Consider the following 26,996-nt stretch of genomic DNA (forward strand, 5'->3'; position numbering starts at 1 on the left):
ATCAGCAACCGGCAGGCGTGCGGACAGCGGTGTCGTCCCTCCCCGTCCCACCAGCGGCGCAGGGTGGCCACGGCGAAGGCGGCGGTGTCACCGTCGCACCCCACCGACACCCAGCCGGCATCCGCGCCGATGTCATAAATCCCGTACGGCACCGCCTTCAGCGCGCCCTTCTCGGGAAAGTCATGGGCACGCACCCGCACCGGCTGCCCGACCCGGTGCCACTCACATCCGGCGACCGCGTACTGACCGAGGGTCTCCTTCTTCTTGGTGTCCACGCTGATGACCGGCTGCCCGTCCGCAGATACGTCTTCACCTGGTCGTTGATGTAGTGGAACTGGGCGTCCCGGTCCGGGTGGCGGGCCCCCTCGGTGGTACGCGAGGTGCCCTGCAAGGAGAACCCTTCGGCCTTCAACAGCGCGGCCACCGTGCCGTGACCGACCCGGTGCCCCTGCCGGGACAACTCCGCGGCCAGGACACGGGTGGACTTCACCGTCCACCGCAACAGCAACTCCGGATCTCCCCGCTGATCCGGCTCGACCAGCGCCAGCAACGCCGGGACCAGTTCCGGATCGTGGTCTCGCAGCCGCTTGCAGCCCGCGCCCGCCACCCGAACCCGGCCATCGAGCCCTTCACCCTGTTGCAACCCGCGCGACACCGTGGACTCCGCCGCCCCCGCAACCGCCGCCACCAGGCGAATCCCTCCGTGGCCTCGCACACGGGCAGCAGCCCCCAGCACCAGCCGTCGCTGCCGCTCGTCCAGATACGGCAGCAACAGCTCGAACGTCTCCGCCAGCCCCGCCTCGATCCCCTCCACCACACCCGCTTCCTACGGGTCAACAAACCTCAAAAACCAAGGAGTTCTTTTTCGACAGCTCTCAGGGTCATCGTGTGGGAAGGCAGCCATCATCCGGCCGGAAGGGCCGGGCACTTCATCGGCTGCGGTCCGCGGCTCCTGATCATGGGCCGAGACCGACGTCACGTTACCAGCACATGGCCACAGGGTTTACCCATGGAGACAACAGAGAATTCACCGTTTTGCCGTGTGTTCGGTCACAAGGTGAACTCAGCGTGACCGAAGAGCGGGAAACAGCGACGGGGCGCCGCCCGACCCTCCTCGGGTCGGGCGGCGCCCCGCGGCATTCCGTCCGGCTCAGTCCTCCGTCGTGGCCGACACCGACGGCGCCGACTGCTCGGCCGCCGCGGTCTTCTTCGACGCGGTCTTCTTGGCGGCCGACTTGGTGGTCTTCGCCGCCTTCTTCGCCGTCGTCCTCGCCGTCGTCTTCCTGGCGGCGGTCTTGGTGGCGCTCTTGGCGGCGGTCTTGGTGGCCGTCGCCTGCTCGGGCGCCGTCTCGGACGCCGCCGTGTCGGACGCCGCCGCCTCCGACGCCGCCTTCTTGGCCGTCGTCTTCTTGGCGGCCGTCTTCTTGGCGGCGGTCTTGGTGGCAGCCGTCTTCTTGGCGGCCGTCTTCTTCGCCGGGGCCTTCTTGGCCGCCTTGCGGGCGGTCTTCTTGGCCGGGGCGGCCTCCTCGGCGGCCGGAGCCTCCGTGGCGGCCGGGACCTCAGCGGCGGCCGGAGCCTCCGTAGCGGCCGGCGCCTCCGCGGACGGGACGACCACGACGGCAGCCTCCGCGTCGGCGGTGGGCGCGGTGGCCTTGCGCACGGCACGGCGCCGCGGACGGGCCGGAGGCGCGGGCTCGGCGACCGCCGGCTCGGGCTGCTGCTCGGCCTGAGCCGCCTGCGGCTCGGCCCGCTCCACCGGGGCGGCGGATTCGGGAACCGTCACCACGGCGGCCTCCGCGCCGGCCGGCGAACCGGCGGGGGCGGACGCCTTGCGGGTCGCCCTGCGGCGCGTACGGCCCTTGGGCGCGGCGTCCGCCACGGGCGCCTCGGCGACCGCCGGGGCCGCCTGCTCCTGCGGCGTGCCGACCACCGCGTCCTCCACGGCGGCGGGCTCGGCCAGCGCCTCGGCGGCCGGCTCCGGCCGCACCGGACGCTCGGCCTCCTCCCGCGCCGTCACGTCCTGCGCCGTCGGCACCTCGGCCCGCGGAGCCTGGGCGGCATGGGCGGGCTCGCCGGACTCGGCTGATCCGGCGGCCGGGGAGACCTCCACGGCCTCCGGCTTCGGCGCGCTCGCCGGGGCCGACGCGCGCCGGCCGGCCCGGCGCCGGCTCCGGCCGCGCTTGGCCGCGGCCTCCGCCTCGTAGACGCTGCTGTACAGCTCCTCGTCGGGCGCGAAGTCCGGCGACGGCAGGGCGATCGGCTCGGTGACGCGCTCCGCGGCCTGCTCGGCCTCGGCCTCCGCCTCCTGCTCCGCCGTCGGTGTCTCGACGGTGAGCGCGGCCTCGTGCTCGTGCGGCTGCTCGGCGCCGCCCGCGCGGGCCCGCTTGCGGCGCTTGCCGCCGCCGTTCCCGCCGGCGGACGGCTGGTCGAGGTGGACGATGACCCCGCGCCCGTTGCAGTGCACGCAGGTCTCGGAGAACGACTCCAGCAGGCCCTGCCCGACCCGCTTGCGGGTCATCTGCACCAGACCCAGCGAGGTCACCTCGGCGACCTGGTGCTTCGTACGGTCCCGGCCCAGGCATTCGAGCAGGCGCCGCAGCACCAGGTCCCGGTTGGACTCCAGCACCATGTCGATGAAGTCGATCACGATGATGCCGCCGAGGTCGCGCAGCCGCAGCTGGCGCACGATCTCCTCGGCCGCCTCCAGGTTGTTCCTGGTGACCGTCTCCTCCAGGTTGCCGCCCTGGCCGGTGAACTTGCCGGTGTTGACGTCGATGACGACCATCGCCTCGGTCCGGTCGATCACCAGCGAACCGCCACTGGGCAGCCAGACCTTGCGGTCCAGCGCCTTGGCGAGCTGCTCGTCGATCCGGTACGTGGCGAAGACGTCGACCTCGCTGGTCCACTTGGACAGCCGGTCGGCGAGGTCGGGCGCGACGTGGGACACGTACCCGTGGACGGTCTCCCAGGCGTCCTCGCCGCTGACGACGACCTTGGTGAAGTCCTCGTTGAAGATGTCGCGGACGACCCGGACGGTCATGTCCGGCTCGCCGTACAGCAGCGTCGGCGCGTTGCCGCCGTTCTTGGCCTTCTTCTGGATCTCCGCCCACTGCTGCTGGAGCCGCTCGACGTCGCGGCGCAGCTCGTCCTCGCTGGCGCCCTCGGCGGCGGTGCGCACGATGACGCCCGCGTCCTCGGGGACGATCTTCTTGAGGATGGTCTTCAGCCGGGCCCGCTCGGTGTCGGGCAGCTTGCGGCTGATGCCGGTCATCGAGCCCTCGGGCACGTAGACCAGGTAGCGGCCGGGCAGGGAGACCTGGCTGGTGAGGCGGGCGCCCTTGTGGCCGATGGGGTCCTTGGTCACCTGGACCAGGACCGACTGGCCGGACTTCAGGGCGGACTCGATCCGGCGCGGCCCGTTGGCCATGCCGAGCGCCTCGAAGTTGACCTCACCGGCGTACAGCACGGCGTTGCGGCCCTTGCCGATGTCGATGAAGGCGGCCTCCATCGACGGCAGCACGTTCTGCACCTTGCCGAGGTAGACGTTGCCGACGTACGAGGTGGCCTGCTCCTTGTTGACGTAGTGCTCGACGAGCACGCCGTCCTCCAGGACGCCGATCTGCGTGCGCTCGCCGTGCTGGCGCACGACCATCACGCGCTCGACGGCCTCGCGGCGGGCCAGGAACTCGGCCTCGGTGATGATCGGGACGCGCCGGCGCCCCTGCTCGCGGCCCTCGCGGCGGCGCTGCTTCTTGGCCTCCAGACGGGTCGAGCCCTTGATGGACTGCACCTCGTCGGAGGGCTCCGCCTTCGCGCGGGGCTCGCGGACCTTGACGACGGTCCGCTCGGGGTCGTCGGAGGACTGCTCGGCCTCGCCGGAACCGTCCCCGGCCCGGCGGCGACGGCGACGGCGGCGACGGCTGCTGCTGGAGCCGGACCCGCCGGCCCCCTCGCCGCCCCGCGTGCCGGTGTCGTCGTCCTCGGCGTCGTCCTCGTCGGCCTGCTCGGCGGTGTCCTCGGCGTCCTGCGCGGCCTGCTCGGCGGCGAAGTGCTCGGTGTCGGCGTCCGTGCCGTCGGTGTCGTGGTCGGCGTCGCCGTCGGCCAGGTCGCCCCGGCGACGGCGACGGCCGCCCCGGCGACGACGGCGGCGCGAGCCGCCCTCCTCGGCGTCGGCCCCGTCCGCGTCCTCGTCCGGCTCCTCGGCGTCCGCCTCGGCCTCCGGCTCGTCCACGTCGGCGGCGGTCTCGACGGGCCGCTCGTCGGCGGCCTCGTCGGCGGCGCCCCGGCGACGACGGCGGCGGCGCGACCCGGTGGGCTGCTCCTCCACGGCCTCCGGGGTCTCCACGGGCTCCGCGACCGGCGTGCGCTCCGGCTCGCGCTCGGGCTCCTGCGCGCCGGCGGCCACCGCGGCGGCCTCGGCCGCGGCCCGCTCGGGCGTCTGGAACTGGGGTTCGGTGAACACCGGCGGCTGGAACAGCGCGACGGCGGGACGGGCCGGGCGGGCCGCCCGCTCCTCGCCCGCCGAGCCGGACCCGGCCTTCCGCGCGGGCTCGGCGAAACCGGTGGCGGCCTTGCGGACGGCCCGGCGGCGCGAGCGACGCGGGGCGGCCTCCTCGGCGGGAGTCTCGGCCGCGGGAGCCTCGGCGGCGGTGGCCGTCTCGGCGTCCGCGTTCGCGGCGACGGGCTCCGCCGCCGCGCCGCCCGCGGTCTCGGCGCTCTCCACCGTTGCGCTCTCCGGCGTGCCGGTGCTCTCCGGCGTCTCGGCCGGGGCGGTCACCCGACGGGTCGCCCGCCTACGGCTGCGGCGCGGAGCGGCGTCCTCGGCGGCCGGGCCGCTCTCGGCAGCCGGCGCCTCGGAGGTCACGGACGTCTCGGACGCCGCTTCGGCCGGCGCGGGGGTCCCGGCAGCCTCGACGGCCTCGGGTGCCTCAGCGGTCGCCGCGGGCGCGGACACGCTACGGGTGGCACGCCGACGCGTCCGGCGCGGAGCGGCCTCCTCCGCGGCCGGGGCGCTCTCGGCAGCCTGCGCCTCGGAGGTCACGGACGTCTCGGACGCCGCCTCAGCGGTCACCTCGGACGTCACGAACGCCCCGGCGCTCTCAGCCGCCGCCACAGGCGCCGACACGCTACGGGTGGCACGCCGACGGGTCCGGCGCGGAGCGGCGGCGACCTCGTCGGAGGCCGCGGACGCGGTGGGCGTCGCGGGCTCGGCCGCCGCGGGCCGGGCCGGTGCCGCCTCGGCGGCGGGCGTCGCGGGGATCACGGTCTCGGCGTCCTTCGCGGACGAGGGGGCCCCGGCGGGCGCGGAGGCACGGCGCACCGCGCGGCGGCGCGGACGGGCGGCGGGCTCCGCCACCGGCGCCTCCACCGGCTGCTCGGCCGGCTCGGTCTCCTCCGCCTCCTCCTCGACGACCTCGTCGGTGAGGTCGTCTGCGAGGTCGTCGGCACGATCGTCCGAGAGGTCCTCGGCGAGGTCCGTACCGGCGGCCGGAACAGCCGGTTCCACGGTCTCCGCCGGAGTACCGGAGGAACCGGCCGGCGGACCCGCCGGCCGGGACGCCGCCCGGCGCCGGCGGCGCGGCGGCAGGGTGTCGCTGGGGGTGTTGTCGGATGCGGAGCCGGTCACGGACTCCGTCGTTTCGGTCGGTTCGAGCATGCGGGCGTATCTCCCGTCAGGCTCCCGGGCGCCGCGCCTGGTCCGGCGTCGATCTCGTCGACCTCCGGTGACGTCCGCGGCTCGCGCTCTGCGCGGATGCCGCCGTCCGTTGGCGCGGGCGCCGCTCGGGAGCTCGCTGTGTCCTGTCTCACCGGTTCCGTACAACCTTGTCGCGTACGGCCTGGCGAAAGTCTTGTGGTCGGTGGCGCTGCCCGACCCAGGTGGCTCCCGAGTTCGACGGCGGCGCTTACGACGTGCGTCCCTCCGCGGGACCTTCCCTACGCAGGCGCCGTCGCGGCGGCAGTCGCGGCGGCCGTCTTCGGCTCGGTCGCTACTGCCTCGCGGTCGGGCGCGAGCGGGTCGGTCACCGTGCCGGTCTCTTCATCGAGCAGCCCCTGCGCCAGCCTGGTCACCGCTACGGGGACCGGCGGCGCCAGGTCGGCCACGGCGCGGAGACCGGACAGGACGTCGTCGGGTCGTACGGCAGGCGTCACGTGCCGAACAACCAGCCGCAGTATCGCACAGGGCTGGTCACTCGGCCTATCAGCCGGGGAACCGTGCGCCTGGACACTCTCCAGCCGCACGACGGCGGAGCGGGCGTCGAAGGTGCGCACACCGTTCTTGGTACGGCGCTGCACCTCCACGGCGGGCGCCTCGTTGAAGGCGTCCACCGCGCGGCCGGCGTCGGCCGGGTCCACCCCGTCCAGCCGCAGCTCCCACTCGGAAGCCGTCAGCCGGTCGGCGAGCCCGGAGGTCCGGGCCTCGACCGCCTCGACGATGTCCAGCCCGGCGGGCAGGGACGCGTCGAGCAGGGTTCTCAGCTGCTCCGGGTCACGCGCCGAGGTGAGCGCGATCTCCAGGTACTCCGCCTCACTGCCCGTGCCGGTGGGTGCGGCATTGGCGTACGACACCTTCGGGTGCGGGGTGAACCCCGCCGAGTACGCCATCGGCACCTCGGCGCGGCGCAGCGCACGCTCGAAGGCGCGCTGGAAATCACGGTGGCTGGTGAACCGGAGGCGGCCGCGCTTGGTGTAGCGCAGTCGGATGCGCTGCACCGCGGGTACCGGCGGCGGGCCTTCGGGCTGTCGCTTGCCCAGTGTCGTTCAGTCCTTCGTGAGAGCGGTCGTACTACTACCAAGAGTACGTGCCTCGGCACCGGAAGGTTCCCGCCGGTCCACCGGCCGCGCCTGCCGGGGTGCCCCGAAGAGCGCGCGCCGCACATCGGCCCGCGCCTGCCGCACCGAGGCCCGCACGGAGGCGAGGCCCTGCCGGACGGCCCGGCCGGCACCGCGCGCCGCCGCGGCGACCGGCCGCAGAAGATGGTCCCGCACCACGTGCCCCACGGGCGTCAGCACCGTCCGGTACACCCAGCGCACCGGCTCCACGAAGATCCACCGCAGCAGCGTCCCGAGGAACCGTCCGACCGCCCGGGAGAGGTACCCGGCGACCCGCCAGGCATGGCCGAGGGCGGCCCAGACCTCCCGCCCGATCACGGCGAGGACCCGGCCGACGGGCGCCAGCACCCACCGCCACAGGGCGAGGACGGGCAGCACCAGCAGCACCCGCCCGGTCCAGTACAGAGCCGTACCGATCCCGGTCACGACCATGCGCACGCACCAGGCCACTCCCCTGCCGCACCAGGCGAGCGCGCGTCCCACGGGAGCCAGCACCCACCGGTGCAACCACCCCGCCGGCAGCACGACCAGGTACCGCGCCAGCCACACCACGGCCGCCCACAGCCCCGTCCCGACCGGCACGACCAGCCGCGCGTACACCCACCCCAGCGCGTGCCCGGCCGGCGTCAGCACCCAGCGGTACACCCACCGGACCGGACGGACGACCAGCACCGTCCCGAGCCACCCGACGCCCTTGGCCAGGGGGACGAGGACGTACCGCCACAGCCCCACCACCGGCCGGACGAACACCGCCCGTGCCAGCCACAGCACCGCTCGCCCCAGCGGCCGCAGCACCGTGCGCCCCAGGAACCGCGCGGCGACCACCAGCGCGTCCCACGCCATCCGCACGGGCAGCACCAGCACGAGCGCCACGATCCGCACCGGAAGGCGGACGGCGACGGTGAGGCACCCTTCGGCGGACTGCCCCGCCCCGGGCGCCGTGTCGCGCGCGTCCCGGGGCGGCTTTTCGAGATCCATACCGGAGTAGACGCCTGACCGGCCCCCGTGGATGCGGGTTACTTGACCGTCAGCGGCAGCAGCTTCTTGCCGGTCGGGCCGATCTGGATGGAGGTGTCCATCTGCGGACACATGGAAAAACGCTTAAAACCATGCCTACGCTGGTCACCATGAGGAAACGAGGACAGCGGCGGCTCGCGGCAGATCGAGCGGCCTACAGCGTGGAAGCCGAGTGGACCGAAGCCGACCTTGCGCTGTTGGAGGGAGCTGAAGCGAGCCGAGGACCTGCTCCCCGAGGACGCTCCTCGGGCACTTCTGTCGATCCGTCTGTCGGTGCTGACGGACGACACGACGTCACCAGTGCGACAGGAGCTTGATCTCCGCATCCTGGCCAGGGAGCGAGGTTGCCGAGTCATCGGTGTCGCCTCGGATCTGAACGTGTCCGCGACGAAGGTTCCGCCGTGGAAACGGAAGGAGCTCGGGGACTGGTTGAACAACCGCTCCCCCGAGTTCGACGAGATCCTGTTCTGGAAGCTCGATCGCTTCGTACGTCGCCTCTCCGACCTCTCGACGATGATCGAGTGGAGCCTGAAGCGCGGGAAGAACCTGGTCGCGAAGAACGACAGCCTCGACCTCACGACGACCGCCGGAAAGATCATGGTCACGATCATCGGTGGCATCGCCGAGATCGAAGCGGCCAACACCTCCACGCGCGTCACCAGCCTGTGGGACTACGCGAAGTCTCAGGAGGACTGGCTCGTCGGGAAGCCGGCGTACGGCTACGTCACGGATGAGGACGACACGGGGAAGGTCGTTCTCACCATCGATCCCGAGGCGTACAAGGCACTGCACTGGGCTCGGCGCATGGCGCTTCGGGGACGCTCCGCCCGTTTCATGGTGCGCTGCCTGAAGCGGTCCGGCCTCATGAGCCAAGGGCTCACCGTGGCGACTCTCCTCCGCCGTCTCCGCAACCCGGCACTCCTCGGCTACCGCGTAGAAGAGGACAAGAACGGAGGACAGCGGCGTTCGAAGCCGGTGCTCGGTAAGGACGGCAGGCCGATCAAGGTCGCTTCCCCCATCTTCACCGAGGAGGAGTTCGAGGCCCTCGGCGCTGCTCTGGACAAGCGCAAGAAGAACCAGCCTCCCCGCCGTGTCGGTGGAGCGACCCAGTTCCTCGGCGTTCTCCTGTGCGCCGACTGCAAGACGAACATGACGGTTCAGATTACGAACAACACGTACGGGACCTACCAGTACCTACGGTGCCGCAACTGCAAGAGCGGGGGTCTCGGAGCGCCTAACCCCGAGCGGATCTACGAACGCTTGGTGGAGGACGTCCTCAAGGTCCTCGGGGACTTCCCCGTACAGGTTCGCCAGTACGCGGAGGGCGCCGAAGCACGGCGGGAGGTCAAACGTCTTCAGGAGTCCATCGCGCTGTACATGAAGGAACTCGAACCCGGAGGCCGGTACACGAAGACGCGGTTCGCGAAGGAGCAGGCGGAGGCGACACTGGACAAGCTCATCGGGGAACTCGAAGCGATCGATCCCGAGACGGCGAAGGACCGATGGGTCAACGTCCACGGCGGCAAGACGTTCCGTGAGCACTGGCAGGAAGGCGGCATGGAAGCCATGTCCGCAGACCTGTACCGCGTCGGCATCCGCTGCGAGGTCACCCGCACGAAGGTGCCGGGGGTCCGGGCCCCGAAGGTGCACCTTCGCTTGCTGATCCCGAAGGACGTACGCGAACGGCTCGTAATCCGCGAAGACGACTTCGCGGGAGCCTTCTGATCCCAGGCCGTACAAGGACGAAGCCGCCTTCCCGTCATGCGGGGAGGCGGCTTCATGTCTCACTCGAACCATGTAGTCGCGTCGAACGGTTCCTCTGTGCCGTCCTCATCCACGATCACTATCTCGCTCTCGATCAGGCTCGCTGCTCTGTCGTTCGAGGGCTGGGGTGCAGGCAGGGGAGTTATCGGTTGCCACCTCCCCACCGCCTGTCCTCAGCACTGAGCCGCCGGCACTCCGCGAGGTCTTCGGCGACTCCAACCGCGATGAGGGCCGCGCCGGGGGTGTGGCCGGAGCCGACATAGCGCCAGTGCGCGTCTGTGACCGCGTCGGGAATCTCGGCGTGGCCGACGTGCTGAGCGCGTTCGGCCCGTAGCGCCGCGTAGGTGGTGGAGTACGCGCGGGACTTGGTGAGGATGTGGCCGCGGTAGCCGAGGGTGTGGGCCCAGGTGCGCAGGTGCAGGGGTGCGTACTCGGGAAGGCCGCCGAGGCGCCAGCAGATGCGCATGAGGGTGCGGACGTGTTCGCTCACGGGCGCCGTGTCGATGTCGTCCCGGGTGGTGACCTTGTGGTCGGTGCCGGCGCCGGTCTCGCCCGCTCCCTTGGTGACGTACTTGGCGACGTACGCGGCCACGGCGTCGTCACCGGGCCCGTCACCGTCGGCGTACAGCGGACGGACGTCGAGTTGGGCGCCCCAGCGCAGGAGCAGTTCACCGACGGCGGGACTGTACGGGGTGCGGACCAGGACCCGCCCGGCGGAGGTGCGTACGGCGTCCGTGAGCCGGTCGACGGTGGCCCAGAGCGGGGGTTCGTCGGCCGGTCCGTCGGGGCCGTCGAGGCGGACGACGGCGTGTACGTGGACGGCTGCCCGTTTCTGGTACTCGGCGACGCGTGCGAAGGACAGGCGGGCGTGGTGGGCGAAGTGGGACTGTACGAGGCCGGCGGAGGAGGCCAGGCGCCGACGGACGTCGATGACGAAGCGGTCCCACAGCTTGGAGGCGTGCGCGTGCCAGAGCACGTGTCCGGTGTAGTCGTAGCAGTCGGGGCACAGGGGCTGACCGATGAGGGGGTCAGCCGGAGCGTGCCCGGCGGCACAGCCGAGGGGACGGCCGTGCTCGCAGGTGCCGCCGTCACGGCGAGGGCGGCAGCGTTCCCCGGTGCGGTGCACGGGGCCGAAGGATGGCGCGGTCAGGGTGACGAAGAGCCGGGGTCGGCTGCGAACGGTGGCGGGGACGTTCTTGCCGCCGATCAGGCCCGCGCGGACGAGGTGGAAGGTGTCGCCGGCGTGGAGGCGGGAGCAGGGGGCGCAGACGGTTGCCCGGCGGTTGCGGCAGCGGACGAGGAGGTGTTCTCCGGGTTCGTCGCGGGTGTCGTACTGGCGGAGGATCTCGCCGGTCGTGCCGTCCAGGGTGGTGGTGGAGCCGGAGAGGTGGACGGGGTGGGCGCAGCCGCCGGTTGCGGTGACCTGCTCCAGCCAGCGGGAGAAGTGCGGATCTTGGGCGATGCGGATGGCGTCGCGGTCTGCTTCAGGGAGCCGGCGCAGGCGCGCCGCGCGGTCGAGGACGGCGCGCCTGTCAGCCGGGGTGAACTCCGGGGTGATGGTGGTGACCTTCCGGTGGGGGCCGCCGCAGCGGCTCGGACGTGGACGGGTGGCGCGTGGTCGGTCATGGGAATCACCTCTCCTGCTCGGTCGATGGGTGGGTGGGTCAGCGGATGGTTCCGACGCCCCGGCAGACGCGGCAGCGGCGAAGCCGTCCGGTCCAGGTCTTCCGGGCCCCGTCGCCCTTGCACTGAGGGCACCTCACGCGAGGCATGGGCATGGTGGTGTGTCCTTTCTGCTCAGGCGTGGGAGAAGCCGTTGATGATCCAGGTGACGAGGCCGTGCACGGTGTAGACCACGGGGGTCTGGCCGAGGTAGACGCCGAAGAGGCCGACGCAGACCGCTTCCCAGGCCCGTACGTCACGGGAGCGGACGAGAAGAACGGTGATGAGCCCGAAGATCACCGCGAACGCGAACGCCGTACCCTCGCTGATCACTTGTTCTCTCCTTCCAGCGCCGCCAGGGCGCGGGTGATGGCAGGCAGTTCCGGGGTCATGCCGGCGAACTTGCGGGCCGTCGCAACGGCCTCATCCGTCGGGGTCAGGTGCGAGCGGGCACGGCTCCAACCACCGTCCGGCCCGGTGCACACGGCGACCCCTCGTTCCTCCGGTGTGATCGCTTGCGCGACGGCCACGGCGTCCTTGTTGAGGTCGCCCAGGGTCATCTCTGCCGTGCCGGGGTCGTTGACCCGGTGGCAGATACGGCCGCCGAGCTGGGCCCGCAACGCGGTGACACCGGGGCCGAGGTCGGAGCCGACGCGTTGCCCGGCGACGACCAGGTGCAATCCGAGTGCGGCCCCGAGCTGGGCGATCCGGAGCAGGAGCGTCGAGCACTGTTCGGCTTCCGCCTTGCCCTCGCGGGTGCCGTCGGACAGGTACAGTTCCGCGATCTCGTCGACCAGGACGACGACCGGTACGGGCCGCGGCTTGTCCGGCAGTTCCCAGATCGAGCGCACACCGGCTGTGCGGCACGCGTTCATCCGTTCCTGCATGTCGACGACGAGCGCGGAGAGGACGGCGACCGCTTCGCGTCGGCAGGTGGCGAGCGCGCTCAGTCGCCCGGCGAACAGACCGAGTTCCATGCCGCCCTTGCAGTCGATGCCGACCAGGGCGACGGGTTGCGGGGCGAGCTGGGTGACCAGCCGGGCCAGCAGAGTGGACTTGCCGGAGCGGGTAGCACCAGCGATGAGCCAGTGCGGGACGAGCCGGAGGTTCATCACCCAGGCGCCGCCGCTCTCCAGCGCGCCGATGGGCGCGGACAGCAGTTCGGCGGGGGCGGTTGCTAAGCCGGGCCGCTGAAGCGGGTCGGTGGCCATCGCGGACAGCAGGACGAGGCCGCGTTCCGGCGAGGTGACCCGTACCGCGTGCACCCGCCACGCGTGGACCAGGGCATCAGCCGCCTTCATGTACGTCGCCGGAGTCTGGCCCGCGTGCAGTCGCACGGTCACGGTCAGCCCCATCCGGGTGGCACGCGGGAACGAGGCCCTCGGAGCGATCGGCCGGACCGGATCGCCCTTGACCACCAGGTCCCCGAGCAGGCCGCGAGGCGGACGGCGGGAGACGGCGAGGTCGTTGAGCACGGCGACCTTGCGCCAGGTGAGGACCACCCGGCACGCGGTGACGGGGTAGCCGATCAGGTACCAGTGCCAGACCGGACGGTGCCGGCGCACCAGATCACCGACGACGAACACCCACGCCAGCACCGCGAGCGCGAGGACGAACAGGACCGGCCCCATCACGCGCCACCGCCCTTGCCGTGCGCGGCACCGCCGCCGTGCACGGGCGTGATCGCGTCGGCCCGGAAGCTGACGCCGTGCCGGTCGCCCATGGCCCACATGAACGCCGTCAGTCCGGTGACCTTGACGATCTGTCCTTCCTCGATGCCCTTGGGCTCACCGGTCACCGCGATCTCGATGACGGAGATCCGCCGCCGGTCCTGCCGCACGGTGACGGCCACGGTGAACACCGGATTGCCGTCCCGGTCCTTCTTCACCTCCTGTGTCTCGGGGTTGCTGATCTTCGCTTCCGGCGCTATGGCGCACCGCAGTACGCCGAGCCGCGCCGTGTCCACGGGAATGGACTGCATGTTTCTTCGGCCTCCCTGGCCAGTCAGGACGCCCAACACATCTAGACGTCACTTGTCCTTACGAGTTACGACTATGAGGCTCTGTACGGCGAGGGTGCAACTACTTATGCTGACGAGTGATGACGCGCGTGCGACGTGCCTACGACACCGAACCGGAGAAGCCGAGATGACGGAGATCCAGCGCCCCGGAGCCCTCTACCAGCAGGTAGCCGCCGCCATCCGCGAGGCGATCCTGTCCGGCGAGTTCGCACCGGACTCCCCGTTGCCGTCGGAGGCCCAGCTGATCGCCCGCTACGGGGTTTCCCGCCCCACCGTGCGCAACGCGATCGCCGCACTGCGCGCGGAAGGGCTGATCGACGTACGGCACGGCAAGGGCAGCTTCGTACGCTCCGACGGCCAGCCCGCACTCACCATCGAGCGCCGTGTCAGCCGCACCAGCGACGGCCGCTTCACCATGCCCAACGGCGACACATGGGAGGAGGCCGAGGAGCCGGCCACGTACCGCACCCGCACCAGCAAGGCCACAGGCCGACTGCTCCAACTCGCCGAGGAAGAGGCGCTCTTCGGCTGCGACCGACTGCTGATCGATCCGGGCACCGGCACCCGCGTCATGCACCGCACGCTGATCCCCTTCGAGGTAGCCGAAGCCGTCCCGCTGCTGGGAAAAGAGCCGTGCAAGCGCCCGGCAGCGATCTACCGGTTGCTCGCCCAGGACGGCCATGCCCTGTGGTGGTCGGAAACGGTCCGTGCCCGTATGCCGCTGCCCGACGAACGCGCCACCCTCCAGCTCCCGGACGCGACCCCGATCCTGCACCTGGCCCGCATCGCGCACGGCACCGACGACCGCCCGAAGATCCTCGAAGAACTGCGCGTCGGCGCGGACCGTGCCGAAATCGCCTACCGGATCACCGCCGACAAACAGCCCGCCCGACACCGCCAGGCGTGAGGGGCGAGAGGCATCGGTCGAAATCGCCTTTACTTCCTCAAGGGCGCGCCTGCGGCGCGCCGGGTCGCCCGGCCGCCCCGGCCGGGCGTGCGGCGTGGCCGCCGATCCCGTCCGGTCGCCGGACGCCCCACACCGCAGAACACCCGAGGGGTCGAGGCGTCGACCGGCCGTCCCGGGCCGGGGCGTGGTCGGCCGGGGGTCGCCGGCCTCCGAGACTTTAGGCAGCTCCCATGGGGCGAGCCTCGAAGAACAGGGGGCCCATCGGGCACATACGCGGGCAGGACCAGTGCCTGCCCGATTCGCCGGGCCAGCGTAGGGCCCCCTGTTCACTCGCCCCATGGCAGCTACCGCCCAAAGTCTCTCCGGCAGGCGACGTGCCCACGCGCGCCGCTCACCGGCGAGAAGGCCCCTCATGCCGCGCCACCGTTATCGTGAGCGAGTCCCTCCAGGAGCCCGGCGAGCAACTCCGCCGCTTCCGGCCGGCCCGCCAGCCGCACGACCCCGCGCCCGTCGCCGTCTGTCGAGGCGACCGCCCGCACGGCGGACAGTTCGAAGCCGACCCCGAGAAGCGCGCGGTTCAACCGGTCGGCAGCTTCACGCGCAGTACGCCAGCCCGAAACGTAGTCGACGCCCGACACCCACAAGCCGCAGTCGCCCCTTGCGACATCGTCGAGGCCGTCGCCCACCCAGCTCTCACCCGAGCCAGTCACCTTGCCCACCTCTGTCCCGATCCAGGTAACGCGTCGTCATATCTCTTTGGACCAGGGCGAACGCGCAGCACGGCGGCCCCGGTACCATCAGGCACCGGGAACCGCCGCGTTCCCAGCCGGGCCACCCTTCGCTTTCCAGGGCTGATGGGGTGGCCCGGTCTCGGTTTGTGGTTGTGAGGCGCGGCCCTCCGGCCGTGGGGGAGCTCCCGAAAACACCGGAGGAGCCGCGCCCTGGCCGAAGGGGTCAATCTCCGGCCGTACCGGGCCGCCACCCGCTCCCGATCGCGAAGGAGCCAAGTCTGGGCAGCGGCCCGGAGATCATCAGCGCGGTACGGACTTCCCTTCGCCGTTCAGATCGAAGCGGGCCCAGACCGTCTTCCCGCCGTACTCTCCCGGCGTCCACCAGACCGCCACCGCCAGGCGCTGAACGATGAGCAGTCCCCGACCACTGTCCGGCAGCACCGCCTCAGACAGTTCTCCCAGCAGTCCCGGGGAGAACGGCTCTCCCACCGGAAGCAGCGGAGGGGTCGAGTCCTCGTCGGCGACACCGATGAACAGCCACTTCGGCCACATCTTGAAGATCACGTCGATGCGCCGGCAGCTACCGGGGGAAGACAGATGCCGGTCCGGCACGGCGTGGTTCACCACGTTGCCCACCAGTTCCGAGACGACCAGCCGAGCATCGTCCACAACCGCTTCGGCACCCGCGTTCCGAAGGAACACACCCGTCATGTCGCGCGCGACGCGCGCCGTGTCACCCAACTCGGCGAAAAGCGTCAACGTCAGGAAGTGACCGTCCGAGGACGGCTCCGGCGTCACGAACCAGTGCGCGTACGCGTCCAGCTCACTCGCCAACCGTTCGCTCTTCCCCGCATCCATCACTTCCCCTTCCGAGGCCCTACAGCCCTTACGACACCGCTTGCTTCACGCAAGCCAGTACACGGCGAAGCAGGCGTGACCGGGAGCGTTCACCAGGGGGTTCACGTGAACACCGGCAAAGGCGAAGGGGGTTCATCAATGAACCCCCACGGCTGATACTGCTGTGACACGATGAACACTCGCCGTCATTCTCGGGTTGGCAGGGGAGCATGAGCCGAGAGCCGAACGCGCAGTTGATCGCCGTCATGGATCAAGCCAAGGTCTCGAACAAGGGCCTTGCGAAGCGCATGAAGGACGCCGCCGCAGCACGCGGCATCAGTCTCGGAACGACGCACGTCTCCGTGCAGCGATGGCGGGACGGCGCCGGCATCCAGCCCCGGACAGCAGCGATCATGGCAGACGTACTGAGCGCCAAACTCGGCCGCCGCATCAGGCCCGGCGATCTCGGCTTCTTCGACCACGCGCAGCCCGCTGCCCCTCAGCCGGTCGGTTACCCGAACACCGTTCCCGAAGCGCTCGCTACCCTGAGCAACCTCACAGACGAGAGCGTTGAAGCTCCCACAGGTGATCAGCTGATCGTCGCCGACGGAGACCTCAGCTCAGCCGTCCTCTCATGGATGATCGCGCGCCCCGACGGCGTCCAGGCCGACAGACCCGCCCGCCAACGCGTCGGCATGCGCGACGTACGCGCGATCAGGGACGCTGCGGGCATGTTCATGCAGCTCGATTTCAAGTACGGCGGAGGCCATGGCCACAAGGCACTGCGCCACTACTTCCGCCATGAAGTCCTGCCCCTGCTGAACCAGCTACAGCGAGAAGGTGGGCACCGCCTTGTTCGGCGCCGCCGCCGAGGTCTCCCAGCTCCTCGCGTGGACCGCGTACGACACCGGGAACCACCGACTCGCCCACCGCTACATGTCGTCCACGCTCCGTCTGACCCAGGTCATCGACGACCGCATGTTCGGCGCCCGCATCCTCGGCAACCTCAGCCACCAGGCGAACTACCTTGGCAAGCACACCCAGGCCATCCAGCTCGCCCGCGCTGCCGTCGAGGGAGCCAAAGGCCGAGCCACCCCGCGCGCCATGGCCAACTACTGGGCCATGGAGGCCCGCGCCCTCTCCAACGCAGGCGAAAAGGCCGGCGCGGCCCGCGCGATGAACGAGGCGGAACGCCACTTCGAACAGGCCGACAGCGGCGACGACCCGGCATGGCTGAGCTACTTCGACGAAGCGGAACTCACGGGCGAGTTCTGCCACTGTTTCCGCGATCTGCGGATGCGCCGGGAAGCAGTCGAGCAGGCACAGCGCGCCGTCGACAGCACCGACCCGGCATACGCCCGCACCCTCGGTTTCTGTCGCATGGTGCTCGCCCAGAGCCAGCTCATAAACGGTGACTTGGAAGCCGCGGTCGCCACCGCGAGTCTCGCAGTCGACGGCGGGGACTCCCTCCAGTCCTCCCGCTTCCAGCGCTACGTGACCGACTTCCAGGCCGAGGTGAGCCCACACGCGGCCCACCCCACCGTAGTCGCGTTCAACGAGAAGGTGAGCGAGGCACTGGCCCGTCTGGACGACGACGAGTAGCAGCTACCACGGCCGCCAGTCCCGAGGCGCGTCATCGTTACGCAGGGCCGAGATACGCCGGCGGTACTCGGCAGCCGTCCTCTCGTCCTCCCGCACGTTCTGCATTAGCCACGTCGTCATGCCGAACTCTTGGAGCCGCCGAAGCGTGTCGTAACCAGGCCAGTCGTACAGGTCCCGCCCATAGGCCCGCACGAAGTCGCCATACTGCTCGTCCGTTTGCCACCCGAGGCTGTGATGCTCCGTGGCCGTGACCATCAGGTCCCACTCGGGGTGATCGAAGCAGAACGCCTCGAAGTCAATTAGGATGACTTGCCCTTGGTCGTCGACCATGAGGTTCTGCACGTGTGCGTCACCGTGCACGGGCCCCTTGGGAGTCTCGAAGCGCAACTCTTCGAACTGACCACGCAACTCATGCCAGCGCTTCCGCAGGAAGACTCGGTCATCCTCCGGAATCGGAGCCCGGTCGATCCTCAGCTCTTGCTTACCGAAGGGATCGAACGAGGGGAACTCCACCCCGGCCGGCAACGCCATCGAGTGAAGATCCCGCAGGATGCCACCCAGCTCCCCGTACGTCGCCTTACGGTCACCCTCGCGGATGAGATGCCAGAAGGTCACCGGGTGACCGTCGACCAGGAGCGGCTGTTCTAGGTCATCGAGGATGCGCGCCCCGGGGAATCCCTCCCCCGCCAGCCACCGCGACACGGCCACCTCGATACGCGCCTTGGGCAGCCACTCCACCCCCCGAGCCACCCGCACGACCACGGGCACCGACGCCAGGCGAAACAGAGCGTTTTCCCCGAACCGGATCAGCTCAGCGCCCCCGCCATCCAGCCCCGCCACCCGGCAAGCGGCACTCACCACCCGCGTAGCTCTCTCCAACGTGAACCCCTCTTTCGACCGAGCAGCGTCAACCGCCATGCCCGAACCAGCTCCCCTAGTCGCGCGCGATCAACCAGCGCACGCCTACGGGTGACCAACCCGCGTACGCCGGACATGACCTTGACCGTACCCGCTGCCAACTATCCCCTAAGCCGCTGTAGCAAGGTTTGTCACGTGAGCGTCTCTGACTGCTGGATGACCTGCCGTTTACTGCCCTACCCAGTAGAGGCAAGCTTGTGCAGTCCAGTTATACCGATCATGACTTGGTGAATGAATGACAACAAACAGCGCTCAAGCTCTGCTCTTCCTCAAGTCGGTAAGGTACGGGACGACGGGCCGGCACCATGGCGCGTATGCCAACCTGGAGCCGAAGTATCGCGCCTGTACGCCGCCACTGGCGTCGCCTCCTGCTTCCCACTGGAAGCCTTTTCGTCACGTGTAGCGACAGCCTCTACGGCACCTCGCACCGCACCTTCGGAACATTTCTATTCTTCGGCGGATTAGTTATTGGACTTTATGGAGGCAAGTCATGGGTGGGCGCCCTCGACGATTGGCAGTCCTGGCAAGACGTTCGCCATTGGGCAAGTCGCAAATGGGACACCGGATGGAAGCGCTACTGGGATTACCTGAAGCTGGCAACGTGGGGCATCGCCATGGCTGGCGTCATTTTATACATCGTTAGGCTATCCAACACGATCGCCCAAAACCCAGATGATGTCGCCGAGCACTTCGATTATGCCCTGCCGCTGATGTTGACATGGGCTTTCCTGCCTCTTTGGGCACAGTCAACCGAGCCAAAAGACCCGGAGCAGACTGAGCTTTTGCGGCAGCTACCCGGCCGCGTCGGGCGAGCAGTGATCACTCGAACTGTAGCGAATTCGGTAGCCGTGTACTTCGCCGGGATTTCCGTCTACGCCCTGATCGCCACAAGCCGACCGACGGCACTGATCCCTGTAGCGGTGACACTCGGTGGCGCATTGATCGCTTCCGGGCATAAAACGTGGGCGCGGCTTCGCAAACTATCAACGCAACTGCACCACAACATTGAGGTGTTGAAGCGAGACCTGGAAATGATTCACGATAGCGGCGATGAGGTCAACAAAAGAAAGGATGCGGCACTGAGAAGTTGGAATGTGGTCCAACTTGATCTATGGACGAACGTAGACACCGGTTACGCCTTTTACGGTACGCCATTCCTGCCTCTCACAATGACTCACTGGCTAAATGGAGAGGTGAAGCGCGCAATCGATTCCCTGAGCGCCAATGGCGACGCGGCCAAAGACGTCCTGACTGTCCTAAATAAGGTTCAGGAGGCATGTTTCGGTCGAATTGACTCGGTAGCGTGAAGAGCCGATCACAAAGTGGCTCCGCCACCAGAGAGCCACCGTGCGGCCGTCGCCGGCAGACACTAGGCCGAGGTTCAATGAAAATGAGGCCACCCGACGCCCTTCACACCCACTCCACGTCCGACGAGACGCCTGAAGGCTCCGCAGGCGGCGGCAGCGGCGTCCTAAGCGCTCTCTTCGCCGGCTGCCGCCGATCCTTCTGCAAGCCCAGCGCGCTCAGCGCCGCTACCGCCTCTGACTCTGTGATGTCAGTCACAGAGTCGGCGATGCGGCGGAGCGGCTCGCTCATCCCACAGTCCCCCGTTTTCGCTGGTCAGTCGGACTTCTTGACCGTCAGCGGCAGCAGCTTCTTGCCGCTCTCGCTCAGTTGTGGCCATGTATCGAACTGAGGGCACACCCCGCAGTCGAAGCAGGGCGTCCAGCGGCAGTCCTCGACCTCCGTCTCGTCGAGGGCGTCCTGCCAGTCCTCCCAGAGCCAGTCCTTGTCGAGGCCCGAGTCCAGGTGGTCCCAGGGGAGGACCTCCTCGTAGGAACGCTCGCGGGTGGTGTACCAGTCGACGTCCACGCCGTAGGGGGCCAGGGCCTTGGCGGCGCAGGCCATCCAGCGGTCGTAGGAGAAGTGCTCGCGCCAGCCGTCGAAGCGGCCGCCGTCGTCGTAGACGGCGCGGATGACGGCGCCGACGCGGCGGTCGCCGCGGGACAGGAGGCCCTCGACGATGCCGGGCTTGCCGTCGTGGTAGCGGAAGCCGATGGAGCGGCCGTACTTCTTGTCGCCGCGGATCTTGTCGCGCAGCTTCTGGAGCCGGGCGTCGGTCTCCTCGGCGGAGAGCTGCGGGGCCCACTGGAAGGGGGTGTGGGGCTTGGGGACGAAGCCGCCGATGGAGACGGTGCAGCGGATGTCGCCGGAGCCGGAGACCTCGCGGCCCTTCTGGATGACGTTCATCGCCATGTCGGCGATCTGGAGGACGTCGTCGTCCGTCTCCGTGGGCAGGCCGCACATGAAGTAGAGCTTGACCTGGCGCCAGCCGTTGCCGTAGGCCGTCGCGACCGTCCGGATCAGGTCCTCTTCCGAGACCATCTTGTTGATGACCTTGCGGATGCGCTCCGAGCCGCCCTCGGGGGCGAAGGTGAGACCGGAGCGGCGGCCGTTGCGGGTCAGTTCGTTGGCGAGGTCGATGTTGAAGGCGTCGACGCGGGTGGAGGGGAGGGAGAGGCCGATCTTGTCCTCGGTGTAGCGGTCGGCCAGGCCCTTGGCGATGTCGCCGATCTCCGAGTGGTCCGCGGACGACAGGGAGAGGAGGCCGACCTCCTCGAAGCCCGTCGCCTTCAGGCCCTTGTCGACCATCTCGCCGATGCCGGTGATGGAGCGCTCGCGCACCGGGCGGGTGATCATGCCGGCCTGGCAGAAGCGGCAGCCGCGGGTGCAGCCGCGGAAGATCTCGACCGACATGCGCTCGTGGACGGTCTCGGCGAGCGGAACCAGCGGCTGCTTGGGGTAGGGCCACTCGTCGAGGTCCATGACGGTGTGCTTCGACACGCGCCACGGGACACCGGACCTGTTCGGTACGACGCGGGCGATACGGCCGTCGGGGAGGTACTCGACGTCGTAGAAGCCGGGGACGTAGACGCCGCCGGTGCGGGCCAGGCGGAAGAGGAGTTCCTCGCGGCCACCGGGGCGGCCCTCGGCCTTCCAGGCGCGGACGATCGCGGTGATCTCCAGGACCGCCTGCTCGCCGTCGCCGATCACGGCGCAGTCGATGAAGTCGGCGATCGGCTCGGGGTTGAACGCCGCGTGGCCGCCGGCCAGGACGATCGGGTCGTCCAGGCCGCGGTCCTTGGCCTCCAGGGGGATGCCGGCCAGGTCGAGCGCGGCGAGCATGTTGGTGTAGCCCAGCTCCGTGGAGAAGGACAGGCCGAAGACGTCGAAGGCCTTCACCGGGCGGTGGCTGTCCACCGTGAACTGCGGGACCTGGTGCTCCCGCATCAGGGCCTCCAGGTCCGGCCACACGCTGTAGGTGCGCTCGGCGAGGACGCCCTGCTGTTCGTTGAGCACCTCGTAGAGGATCATGACGCCCTGGTTGGGGAGGCCGACCTCGTAGGCGTCCGGGTACATCAGCGCCCAGCGGACGTCGCAGGAGTCCCACTCCTTGACCGTCGAGTTGAGTTCTCCGCCGACGTACTGGATCGGCTTCTGCACATGCGGGAGCAGAGCTTCGAGCTGCGGGAAAACGGACTCCGCGGCCGCAGCGACTTCGGCAGACATCTCGCGCACCTTCGTGAGCTGGACTGAACTGACAGGGGTGACCATCTAGCCTAACGCGGCTCGGCGGGGCCACCCGCACGCCGGACAGGTCACAGGGCGGTCGCCGCGTCCTTCACGCCGTCCCAGAAGGCGGGCAGCGCGGCCTCCAGGTCCGCCGCCCGGCACCGCTCGCGTTCGTGGAGCAGGCCGTAGGTGAAGGTGTCCTCCCCGGCCGCGTGGGCGACCGCGGACAGTTCGCGCAGGGCGCCGCGGGCCATCACGCTGTCCTGGTGCTCGCCGAGCCGGGACTGCAACGCCTTCATGGACTTGACCATGGCTTTCGCCGGTTTGCCGAGGGCCGGTACGGCCGCCTCCGCCGCGTACCGGGTGCGCTTGGCCTTCTTGCGGGCCTCGTGCAGCGCGACGTCGCGGTCGGGGCCGGGGTCGGCGTCCAGGGCCTGTCCGACCAGGGCGGAGACCTTGCGGAAGTCCTTGCGGACCGCCTCGGCGAGCACCTTGTGGGGCTTCTTCCCGGCGGCCTCGCGCAGGGGCGGGTCGGTGAGCAGGGTGTCCAGGGTGTCGAGCAGGGTGAGGTAGCGGTGGGAGTCGAGGACGGCCAGGAGCCGGCCGCGGGCGCCGCCGTGCTCGGCTCCGGACCACTTCCGCAGCCGCTCGGCGACCGGGCCGTGCACCAGGTCGTGCGGTACGTCGTCGAGGGCGGCCGTCAGCCGTGCGGTCAGCACCTCGCGGTCGCGGTCCTCGCCGAGGACGCCCGCCAGCCACTTCAGCTCGTCCCCGACGGGGTCGGTGACGGAGCGGTCCAGTACGGCACGGAACGACTTGAGGGTGCTGCGCAGCCTGCGCGTCGCCACCCGCATGCTGTGCACGGAGTCCTCCGCGTCCCGGCGTACGGCCGGGTCGAGGCCGACGATCGCGTCCCGCTGCTCCCGCACATAGGCCAGGACGTGGTCGCCGGCGCTCGCCGGTTCCGTGGCGGGCGCGGGGCCGCGGGTGCGGTCGGGGGCCGTCTCGGCGAGGGCGCGGGCCAGCTTGGAGGAGTGGGCCGCGGGGCGCAGGCCGGCCTTGCGCAGCCGCTTCTCCACCTTGTCGAGGAAGGCCGGGTCGCCGCCGTCGGCCAGCTCCACCTCGATCTCGGTCCACCGGACGTCGCCGACGCCGCCGCTGAGCCGTTCGGCCCGCACCGTGTCCAGGCCGACCTCGGCGAGCGGCCGGCCCCGCGCGTCGAGGAGGTCGCGTACGTCGCGGGCCGAGCGCAGCCGGACGACGGGCAGCAGGTCGGCGTGGCGGACCCGGGAGCGGACCAGAGCGGCCAGTTCGCCGGGGACGGTGTCGGACAGCGGGGCGTGGATCTCCTCGCGCTCGCCCGGGGCGACGGGGAGCTTGAGGTGCCAGCCGGCGTCCGAGCCTCCGGTGCGGCGGCGCAGGGTGATACCGCGGGCGGCGAGGCGCTCGTCGGCGGTGTCGTAGTAGGTGGCGTCGAGGTGGGCGACGCCCCGGTCGGCGACGGTCGCGACGCCTGCCACACCGGTCAGGTCGGGCAGGCCGCCGCTGTCGTCGTCGGTTTCGTACTTCCGCTCGATCTCACGCTTGATGTCCGCCATGTGGCGTACGTACCCGGCATCGGACGCCGATCACCTCCCCGGCGGGGAGGCGACCGGCGTCGCTAGGCCGACATGGGCCGCTGCACGGTGATCGACTGGAGCAGGCCGACGGCCATCCACACCGAGAACATGGACGAGCCGCCGTAGGAGACGAACGGGAGGGGCAGGCCGGTCACCGGCATGATGCCGAGGGTCATTCCGATGTTCTCGAACGACTGGAAGGCGAACCAGGCGACGATCCCGGCGGCGACGATCGTGCCGTAGAGGTCGGGGGTGTCGCGGGCGATGCGGCAGGCGCGCCACAGGATGACGCCCAGCAGCAGGATGATGAGTCCGGCGCCGACGAAGCCCAGTTCCTCGCCGGCGACCGTGAAGACGAAGTCCGTCTGCTGCTCGGGGACGAACTGGCCGGTGGTCTGCGAACCGTGGAAGAGGCCGGAGCCGGTGAGGCCGCCGGAGCCGATGGCGATGCGGGCCTGGTTGGTGTTGTAGCCGACGCCCGCGGGGTCCAGCTCGGGGTTGGCGAAGGCGGCGAAGCGGTTGATCTGGTACTCGTCCAGGATGCCGAGCTGCCACACCGCGAGGGCGCCCGCGGTGCCCGCGCCGATCAGGCCGAACACCCAGCGGTTGGAGGCGCCGGAGGCGAGCAGCACGCCCAGCACGATGATGACCATGACCATGACCGACCCGAGGTCGGGCATGAGCATCACGATCAGCATGGGGACGACGGCGAGGCCGAGCGCCTGGAGCACCGTGCGGTGGTCGGGGTGCTGCTTGTCGCCCGCGTCCACGCGGGTGGCCAGCAGCATCGCCATGCCCAGGATGATGGTGAGCTTGACGAACTCCGAGGGCTGCAGGGAGAAGCCGCCGGGCAGCTTGATCCAGGAGTGGGCGCCGTTGATGGTCGAGCCCAGCGGCGTCAGCACCAGCAGGATCAGGAACACGGAGGCGCCGTACAGCAGTGGCACGGCCGTGCGCAGCGTGCGGTGGCCGATCCACACTATGGCGACCATCAGGGCGAGGCCGATGCCGGTGTTGAGCAGGTGGCGGAGCAGGAAGTAGTACGGGTCGCCCTGGTTCAGCTCGGTGCGGTTGCGGGTGGCGGAGTAGACCAGCAGGGTGCCGAGCAGCGAGAGGGCGCCGGCGGCCAGCAGTATCGGCCAGTCGAGCCTGCGGGCCACCGAGTCGCGGGCGAAGATGCGGGTCCAGCCGGCGCGTTCGGGTCCGTAGCCGGAGACCTGGAAGCTGTTGGCCCCGGTCATGTGAGCATCCTCCGCTTCCTGCGGCTGCGGTCGCCGGGGCAGCCGCCGCGCCGTCGGCGGCGGGTCTGGCGGTTGCCGGTGTCCTGGTTGGCGACGGTCGCGCCCTGCTCCGTGCCGTCGAGCGGGGCGTACTCGTCCTTCTCGGTGGCCTGCTGGTCCTTGACCGGGTCGTCGGAGATCTTCGGCGCGGCGATGGTGCCGTCCGTCTTGACCTTCGGCAGGGACTTCTGCGGCGTGGGGAGCAGTGCCTTCTTGGTGTCGATGTCGCCGTCGTCGGAGACGCCGTACAGGGCGTCGTAGATGTTGCGGACGGCCGGGCCGGAGGCGCCGGAGCCGGTGCCGCCCTGGGAGATCGTCATGACGATCGCGTAGTCCTCGGTGTACGTGGCGAACCAGGACGTGGTCTGCTTGCCGTAGACCTCGGCCGTACCGGTCTTGGCGTGCATCGGGATCTCGTCCTGCGGCCAGCCCTGGAACCGCCAGGCGGCCGTTCCCTCGGTGGCGACGCCCGCGAGGGCGGCGTCCATCTTGTCGAGTGTGTCTTTGCTTATCGGCAGCTTGCCGTGGGACTCGGGCTCGATCTCGTCGACGTCCTTGCCGTCGGCGCTGATGACGGCCTTGCCGACGGAGGGGTCGTAGAGCGTTCCGCCGTTGGAGATGGCGGAGTAGATGGTGGCCATCTGGATGGGGGTGACGAGGGTGTCGCCCTGGCCGATGGAGTAGTTGATGGCGTCACCGGCGCGCATCTTGTTGCCCTCGACGCAGTTCTCGTACGCGATCTTCTCGACGTAACTGCCGTCCTTCTTGCCGGTCTTGCACCAGGCGTCCTTGTTGGCCTCCCAGTAGTCCTGCTTCCACTGGCGGTCGGGGACGCGGCCGGTGACCTCGTTGGGGAGGTCGATGCCGGTCTCCTCGCCGAGGCCGAACTGGTGGGCGGCCTTGTAGAAGTAGTCGTTGGCGTTCTTGCCCTCCATGCCGCCGTCCTTCTTCCACTCCTGGTGCGCGAGGCGGTAGAAGACGGTGTCGCAGGAGACCTCCAGGGCGCGGCCGAGGTCGATGGGGCCGTAGTTGGCGGACTCGAAGTTCTTGAAGACCTGGCCGCCGACCGAGTACGAGCTGGAGCAGTCGTAGCTGCCGTCGAAGTCGTAGCCGGCCTCGACGGCGGCGGAGGTGGAGACCACCTTGAAGATGGAGCCGGGGGCGGCCTGGCCCTGGATGGCCCGGTTGAGCAGCGGGTAGTTGGAGTTCTTCCCGGTGAGCTTCTTGTAGTCGGCGGCGGAGATGCCGCCGACCCAGGCGTTGGGGTCGTAGGTCGGGTTGGAGGCCATGGCGACGACGCGGCCGGTCTTGGCCTCCATCACGACGACCGCGCCGGAGTCCGCCTTGTAGTTGGTGCCGGTGTTGCGGTCGTGCTCCTTGCGGGCGGCCTTCATCGCCTCGTTCAGCTCGTACTCGGCGATGCGCTGGACGCGGGCGTCGATGCTGGTGACCAGGTTGTCGCCGGGCTGGGCGGCGTCGGACTCGGCCTCGCCGATGACCCGGCCGAGGTTGTCGACCTCGTAGCGGGTGACGCCGGCCTTGCCGCGCAGTGCCTTGTCGTACTGGCGCTCCAGGCCGCTGCGGCCGACCTGGTCGGAGCGCAGGAACGGCGAGTCGGTGTCCTGGGCCTGCTGGATCTCGTCGTCGGTGACCGGGGAGAGGTAGCCGAGGACCTGGGCGGTGTTGGCCTGGCCCGGCGCGGCGTAGCGGCGTACGGCCTCGGGCTCGGCGGTGATGCCGGGGAACTCCTCGGAGCGCTCGCGGATCTGCAGGGCCTGCTTGGCGGTGGCCTCGTCGGTGATGGGGATGGGCTGGTAGGGCGAGCCGTTCCAGCAGGGCTGGGGGGTCTCGGCGTCGCAGAGGCGGACCTTCTCCATGACGTCCTCGGGCTTCATGCCCAGGACCCCGGCGAGCTTGGTGAGGACGGCCTCGCCGTCGTCCTTCATCTTCAGCAGGTCGGTGCGGGAGGCGGAGACGACCAGGCGGGTCTCGTTGTCCGCGAGGGCCACGCCGCGGGCGTCCAGGATGGAGCCGCGGACGGCGGGCTGGACGACCTGCTGCACGTGGTTGCCGGAGGCTTCCTTGGCGTAGGCGTCGCCCTCGCGGATCTGGAGGTACCAGAGCCGGCCGCCGAGCGTGCACAGGAGGGACAGCACGAGGACTTGGATGACGATGAGCCGGGTCTGGACGCGTGTGCTCCGACCGGTCTCGGGGATGTTGGTCACTGCGGTTGCC

General features: G+C 70.0%; 16 protein-coding genes and 3 pseudogenes. 4 read left to right on the top strand and 15 right to left on the bottom strand.

Features of this window, described 5'->3' with window-relative positions; translation table 11 throughout:
* The 4 genes and pseudogenes from ACIQR3_RS12860 to ACIQR3_RS12875 form a co-directional block, all read right to left on the bottom strand.
* Window positions 1–814 (bottom strand): annotated as a pseudogene (locus ACIQR3_RS12860) (ISAzo13 family transposase); the annotation flags it as partial.
* 336 nt (window positions 815–1,150) lie between these two features.
* Complete coding sequence (locus tag ACIQR3_RS12865; RefSeq protein WP_403537818.1) at window positions 1,151–5,656, bottom strand: ribonuclease E/G; 4,506 nt, start codon at window positions 5,654–5,656, stop codon at window positions 1,151–1,153.
* Between the two features lie 278 nt (window positions 5,657–5,934).
* A complete protein-coding gene (locus ACIQR3_RS12870) occupies window positions 5,935–6,711 on the bottom strand; it encodes a TIGR03936 family radical SAM-associated protein (RefSeq protein ID WP_403537819.1) in 777 nt (258 codons plus the stop codon).
* 48 nt (window positions 6,712–6,759) lie between these two features.
* Window positions 6,760–7,809, bottom strand: coding sequence for a hypothetical protein (locus ACIQR3_RS12875; protein ID WP_403537821.1), 1,050 nt, complete (start codon window positions 7,807–7,809; stop codon window positions 6,760–6,762).
* A gap of 200 nt (window positions 7,810–8,009) precedes the next feature.
* Between ACIQR3_RS12875 and ACIQR3_RS12880 the strand changes: the two are divergent.
* Window positions 8,010–9,573: pseudogene (locus ACIQR3_RS12880) on the top strand (recombinase family protein).
* Between the two features lie 181 nt (window positions 9,574–9,754).
* Here the strand turns inward: ACIQR3_RS12880 and ACIQR3_RS12885 are convergent.
* From ACIQR3_RS12885 to ACIQR3_RS12900, 4 genes are all read right to left on the bottom strand, one after another.
* Window positions 9,755–11,113 carry a replication initiator gene (locus ACIQR3_RS12885; protein ID WP_403538423.1) on the bottom strand — a complete coding sequence of 453 codons (1,359 nt, stop codon included), beginning with the start codon at window positions 11,111–11,113 and terminating at the stop codon, window positions 9,755–9,757.
* Window positions 11,114–11,409: 296 nt separating this feature from the next.
* The gene (locus ACIQR3_RS12890; RefSeq protein WP_403537822.1) at window positions 11,410–11,607 is read right to left on the bottom strand and encodes a hypothetical protein; all 198 of its coding nucleotides are present in this window, start codon (window positions 11,605–11,607) and stop codon (window positions 11,410–11,412) included.
* Entirely contained in the window at window positions 11,604–12,905 is a 1,302-nt protein-coding gene (locus ACIQR3_RS12895; RefSeq protein WP_403538424.1) for an FtsK/SpoIIIE domain-containing protein, read from the bottom strand. The genes ACIQR3_RS12890 and ACIQR3_RS12895 overlap by 4 nt, the downstream gene beginning before the upstream one ends.
* Complete coding sequence (locus ACIQR3_RS12900) at window positions 12,905–13,255, bottom strand: hypothetical protein (RefSeq protein ID WP_403537824.1); 351 nt, start codon at window positions 13,253–13,255, stop codon at window positions 12,905–12,907. Before ACIQR3_RS12900 ends, ACIQR3_RS12895 begins: the two co-directional genes overlap by 1 nt.
* Before the next feature lie 166 nt (window positions 13,256–13,421).
* Here ACIQR3_RS12900 and ACIQR3_RS12905 point away from each other — a divergent pair, with 166 nt between their 5' ends.
* Window positions 13,422–14,201, top strand: coding sequence for a GntR family transcriptional regulator (locus ACIQR3_RS12905; RefSeq protein WP_403537825.1), 780 nt, complete (start codon window positions 13,422–13,424; stop codon window positions 14,199–14,201).
* Between the two features lie 410 nt (window positions 14,202–14,611).
* On the opposite strand, the gene ACIQR3_RS12910 is transcribed toward ACIQR3_RS12905, so the two are convergent.
* Together ACIQR3_RS12910 and ACIQR3_RS12915 are read right to left on the bottom strand one after the other, a co-directional pair.
* Complete coding sequence (locus tag ACIQR3_RS12910) at window positions 14,612–14,920, bottom strand: hypothetical protein (RefSeq protein WP_403537827.1); 309 nt, start codon at window positions 14,918–14,920, stop codon at window positions 14,612–14,614.
* Window positions 14,921–15,232: 312 nt separating this feature from the next.
* Complete coding sequence (locus ACIQR3_RS12915; RefSeq protein WP_403537829.1) at window positions 15,233–15,790, bottom strand: ATP-binding protein; 558 nt, start codon at window positions 15,788–15,790, stop codon at window positions 15,233–15,235.
* Between the two features lie 209 nt (window positions 15,791–15,999).
* Between ACIQR3_RS12915 and ACIQR3_RS12920 the strand changes: the two are divergent.
* Window positions 16,000–17,371: pseudogene (locus tag ACIQR3_RS12920) on the top strand (sporulation protein).
* Window positions 17,372–17,374: 3 nt separating this feature from the next.
* Here the strand turns inward: ACIQR3_RS12920 and ACIQR3_RS12925 are convergent.
* Window positions 17,375–18,289 carry a phosphotransferase enzyme family protein gene (locus tag ACIQR3_RS12925; RefSeq protein ID WP_403537831.1) on the bottom strand — a complete coding sequence of 305 codons (915 nt, stop codon included), beginning with the start codon at window positions 18,287–18,289 and terminating at the stop codon, window positions 17,375–17,377.
* Between the two features lie 494 nt (window positions 18,290–18,783).
* On the opposite strand from ACIQR3_RS12925, the gene ACIQR3_RS12930 reads away from it, so the two are divergent.
* Complete coding sequence (locus ACIQR3_RS12930; RefSeq protein WP_403537832.1) at window positions 18,784–19,596, top strand: hypothetical protein; 813 nt, start codon at window positions 18,784–18,786, stop codon at window positions 19,594–19,596.
* A 313-nt stretch (window positions 19,597–19,909) separates the two neighbouring features.
* Here the strand turns inward: ACIQR3_RS12930 and ACIQR3_RS12935 are convergent, their stop codons facing one another.
* The 4 genes from ACIQR3_RS12935 to mrdA all read right to left on the bottom strand — a co-directional run bounded on the left by ACIQR3_RS12935 (window position 19,910) and on the right by mrdA (window position 26,986).
* Window positions 19,910–21,859, bottom strand: a complete 1,950-nt coding sequence (locus tag ACIQR3_RS12935; RefSeq protein ID WP_403537834.1) for a TIGR03960 family B12-binding radical SAM protein — start codon at window positions 21,857–21,859, stop codon at window positions 19,910–19,912.
* Window positions 21,860–21,948: 89 nt separating this feature from the next.
* On the bottom strand, window positions 21,949–23,460 hold the full coding sequence (locus ACIQR3_RS12940; RefSeq protein WP_403537836.1) for a CHAD domain-containing protein: 1,512 nt from the start codon (window positions 23,458–23,460) through the stop codon (window positions 21,949–21,951).
* A 62-nt stretch (window positions 23,461–23,522) separates the two neighbouring features.
* Entirely contained in the window at window positions 23,523–24,722 is a 1,200-nt protein-coding gene (rodA, locus tag ACIQR3_RS12945; RefSeq protein WP_403537837.1) for a rod shape-determining protein RodA, read from the bottom strand.
* Window positions 24,719–26,986, bottom strand: coding sequence for a penicillin-binding protein 2 (gene mrdA / locus ACIQR3_RS12950; RefSeq protein WP_403537839.1), 2,268 nt, complete (start codon window positions 26,984–26,986; stop codon window positions 24,719–24,721). The genes rodA and mrdA overlap by 4 nt, the downstream gene beginning before the upstream one ends.
* Between the last annotated feature and the right edge of the window lie 10 nt (window positions 26,987–26,996).

The organism is Streptomyces sp. NPDC090994 (genome assembly GCF_044768905.1).
Taxonomy (GTDB): domain Bacteria; phylum Actinomycetota; class Actinomycetes; order Streptomycetales; family Streptomycetaceae; genus Streptomyces.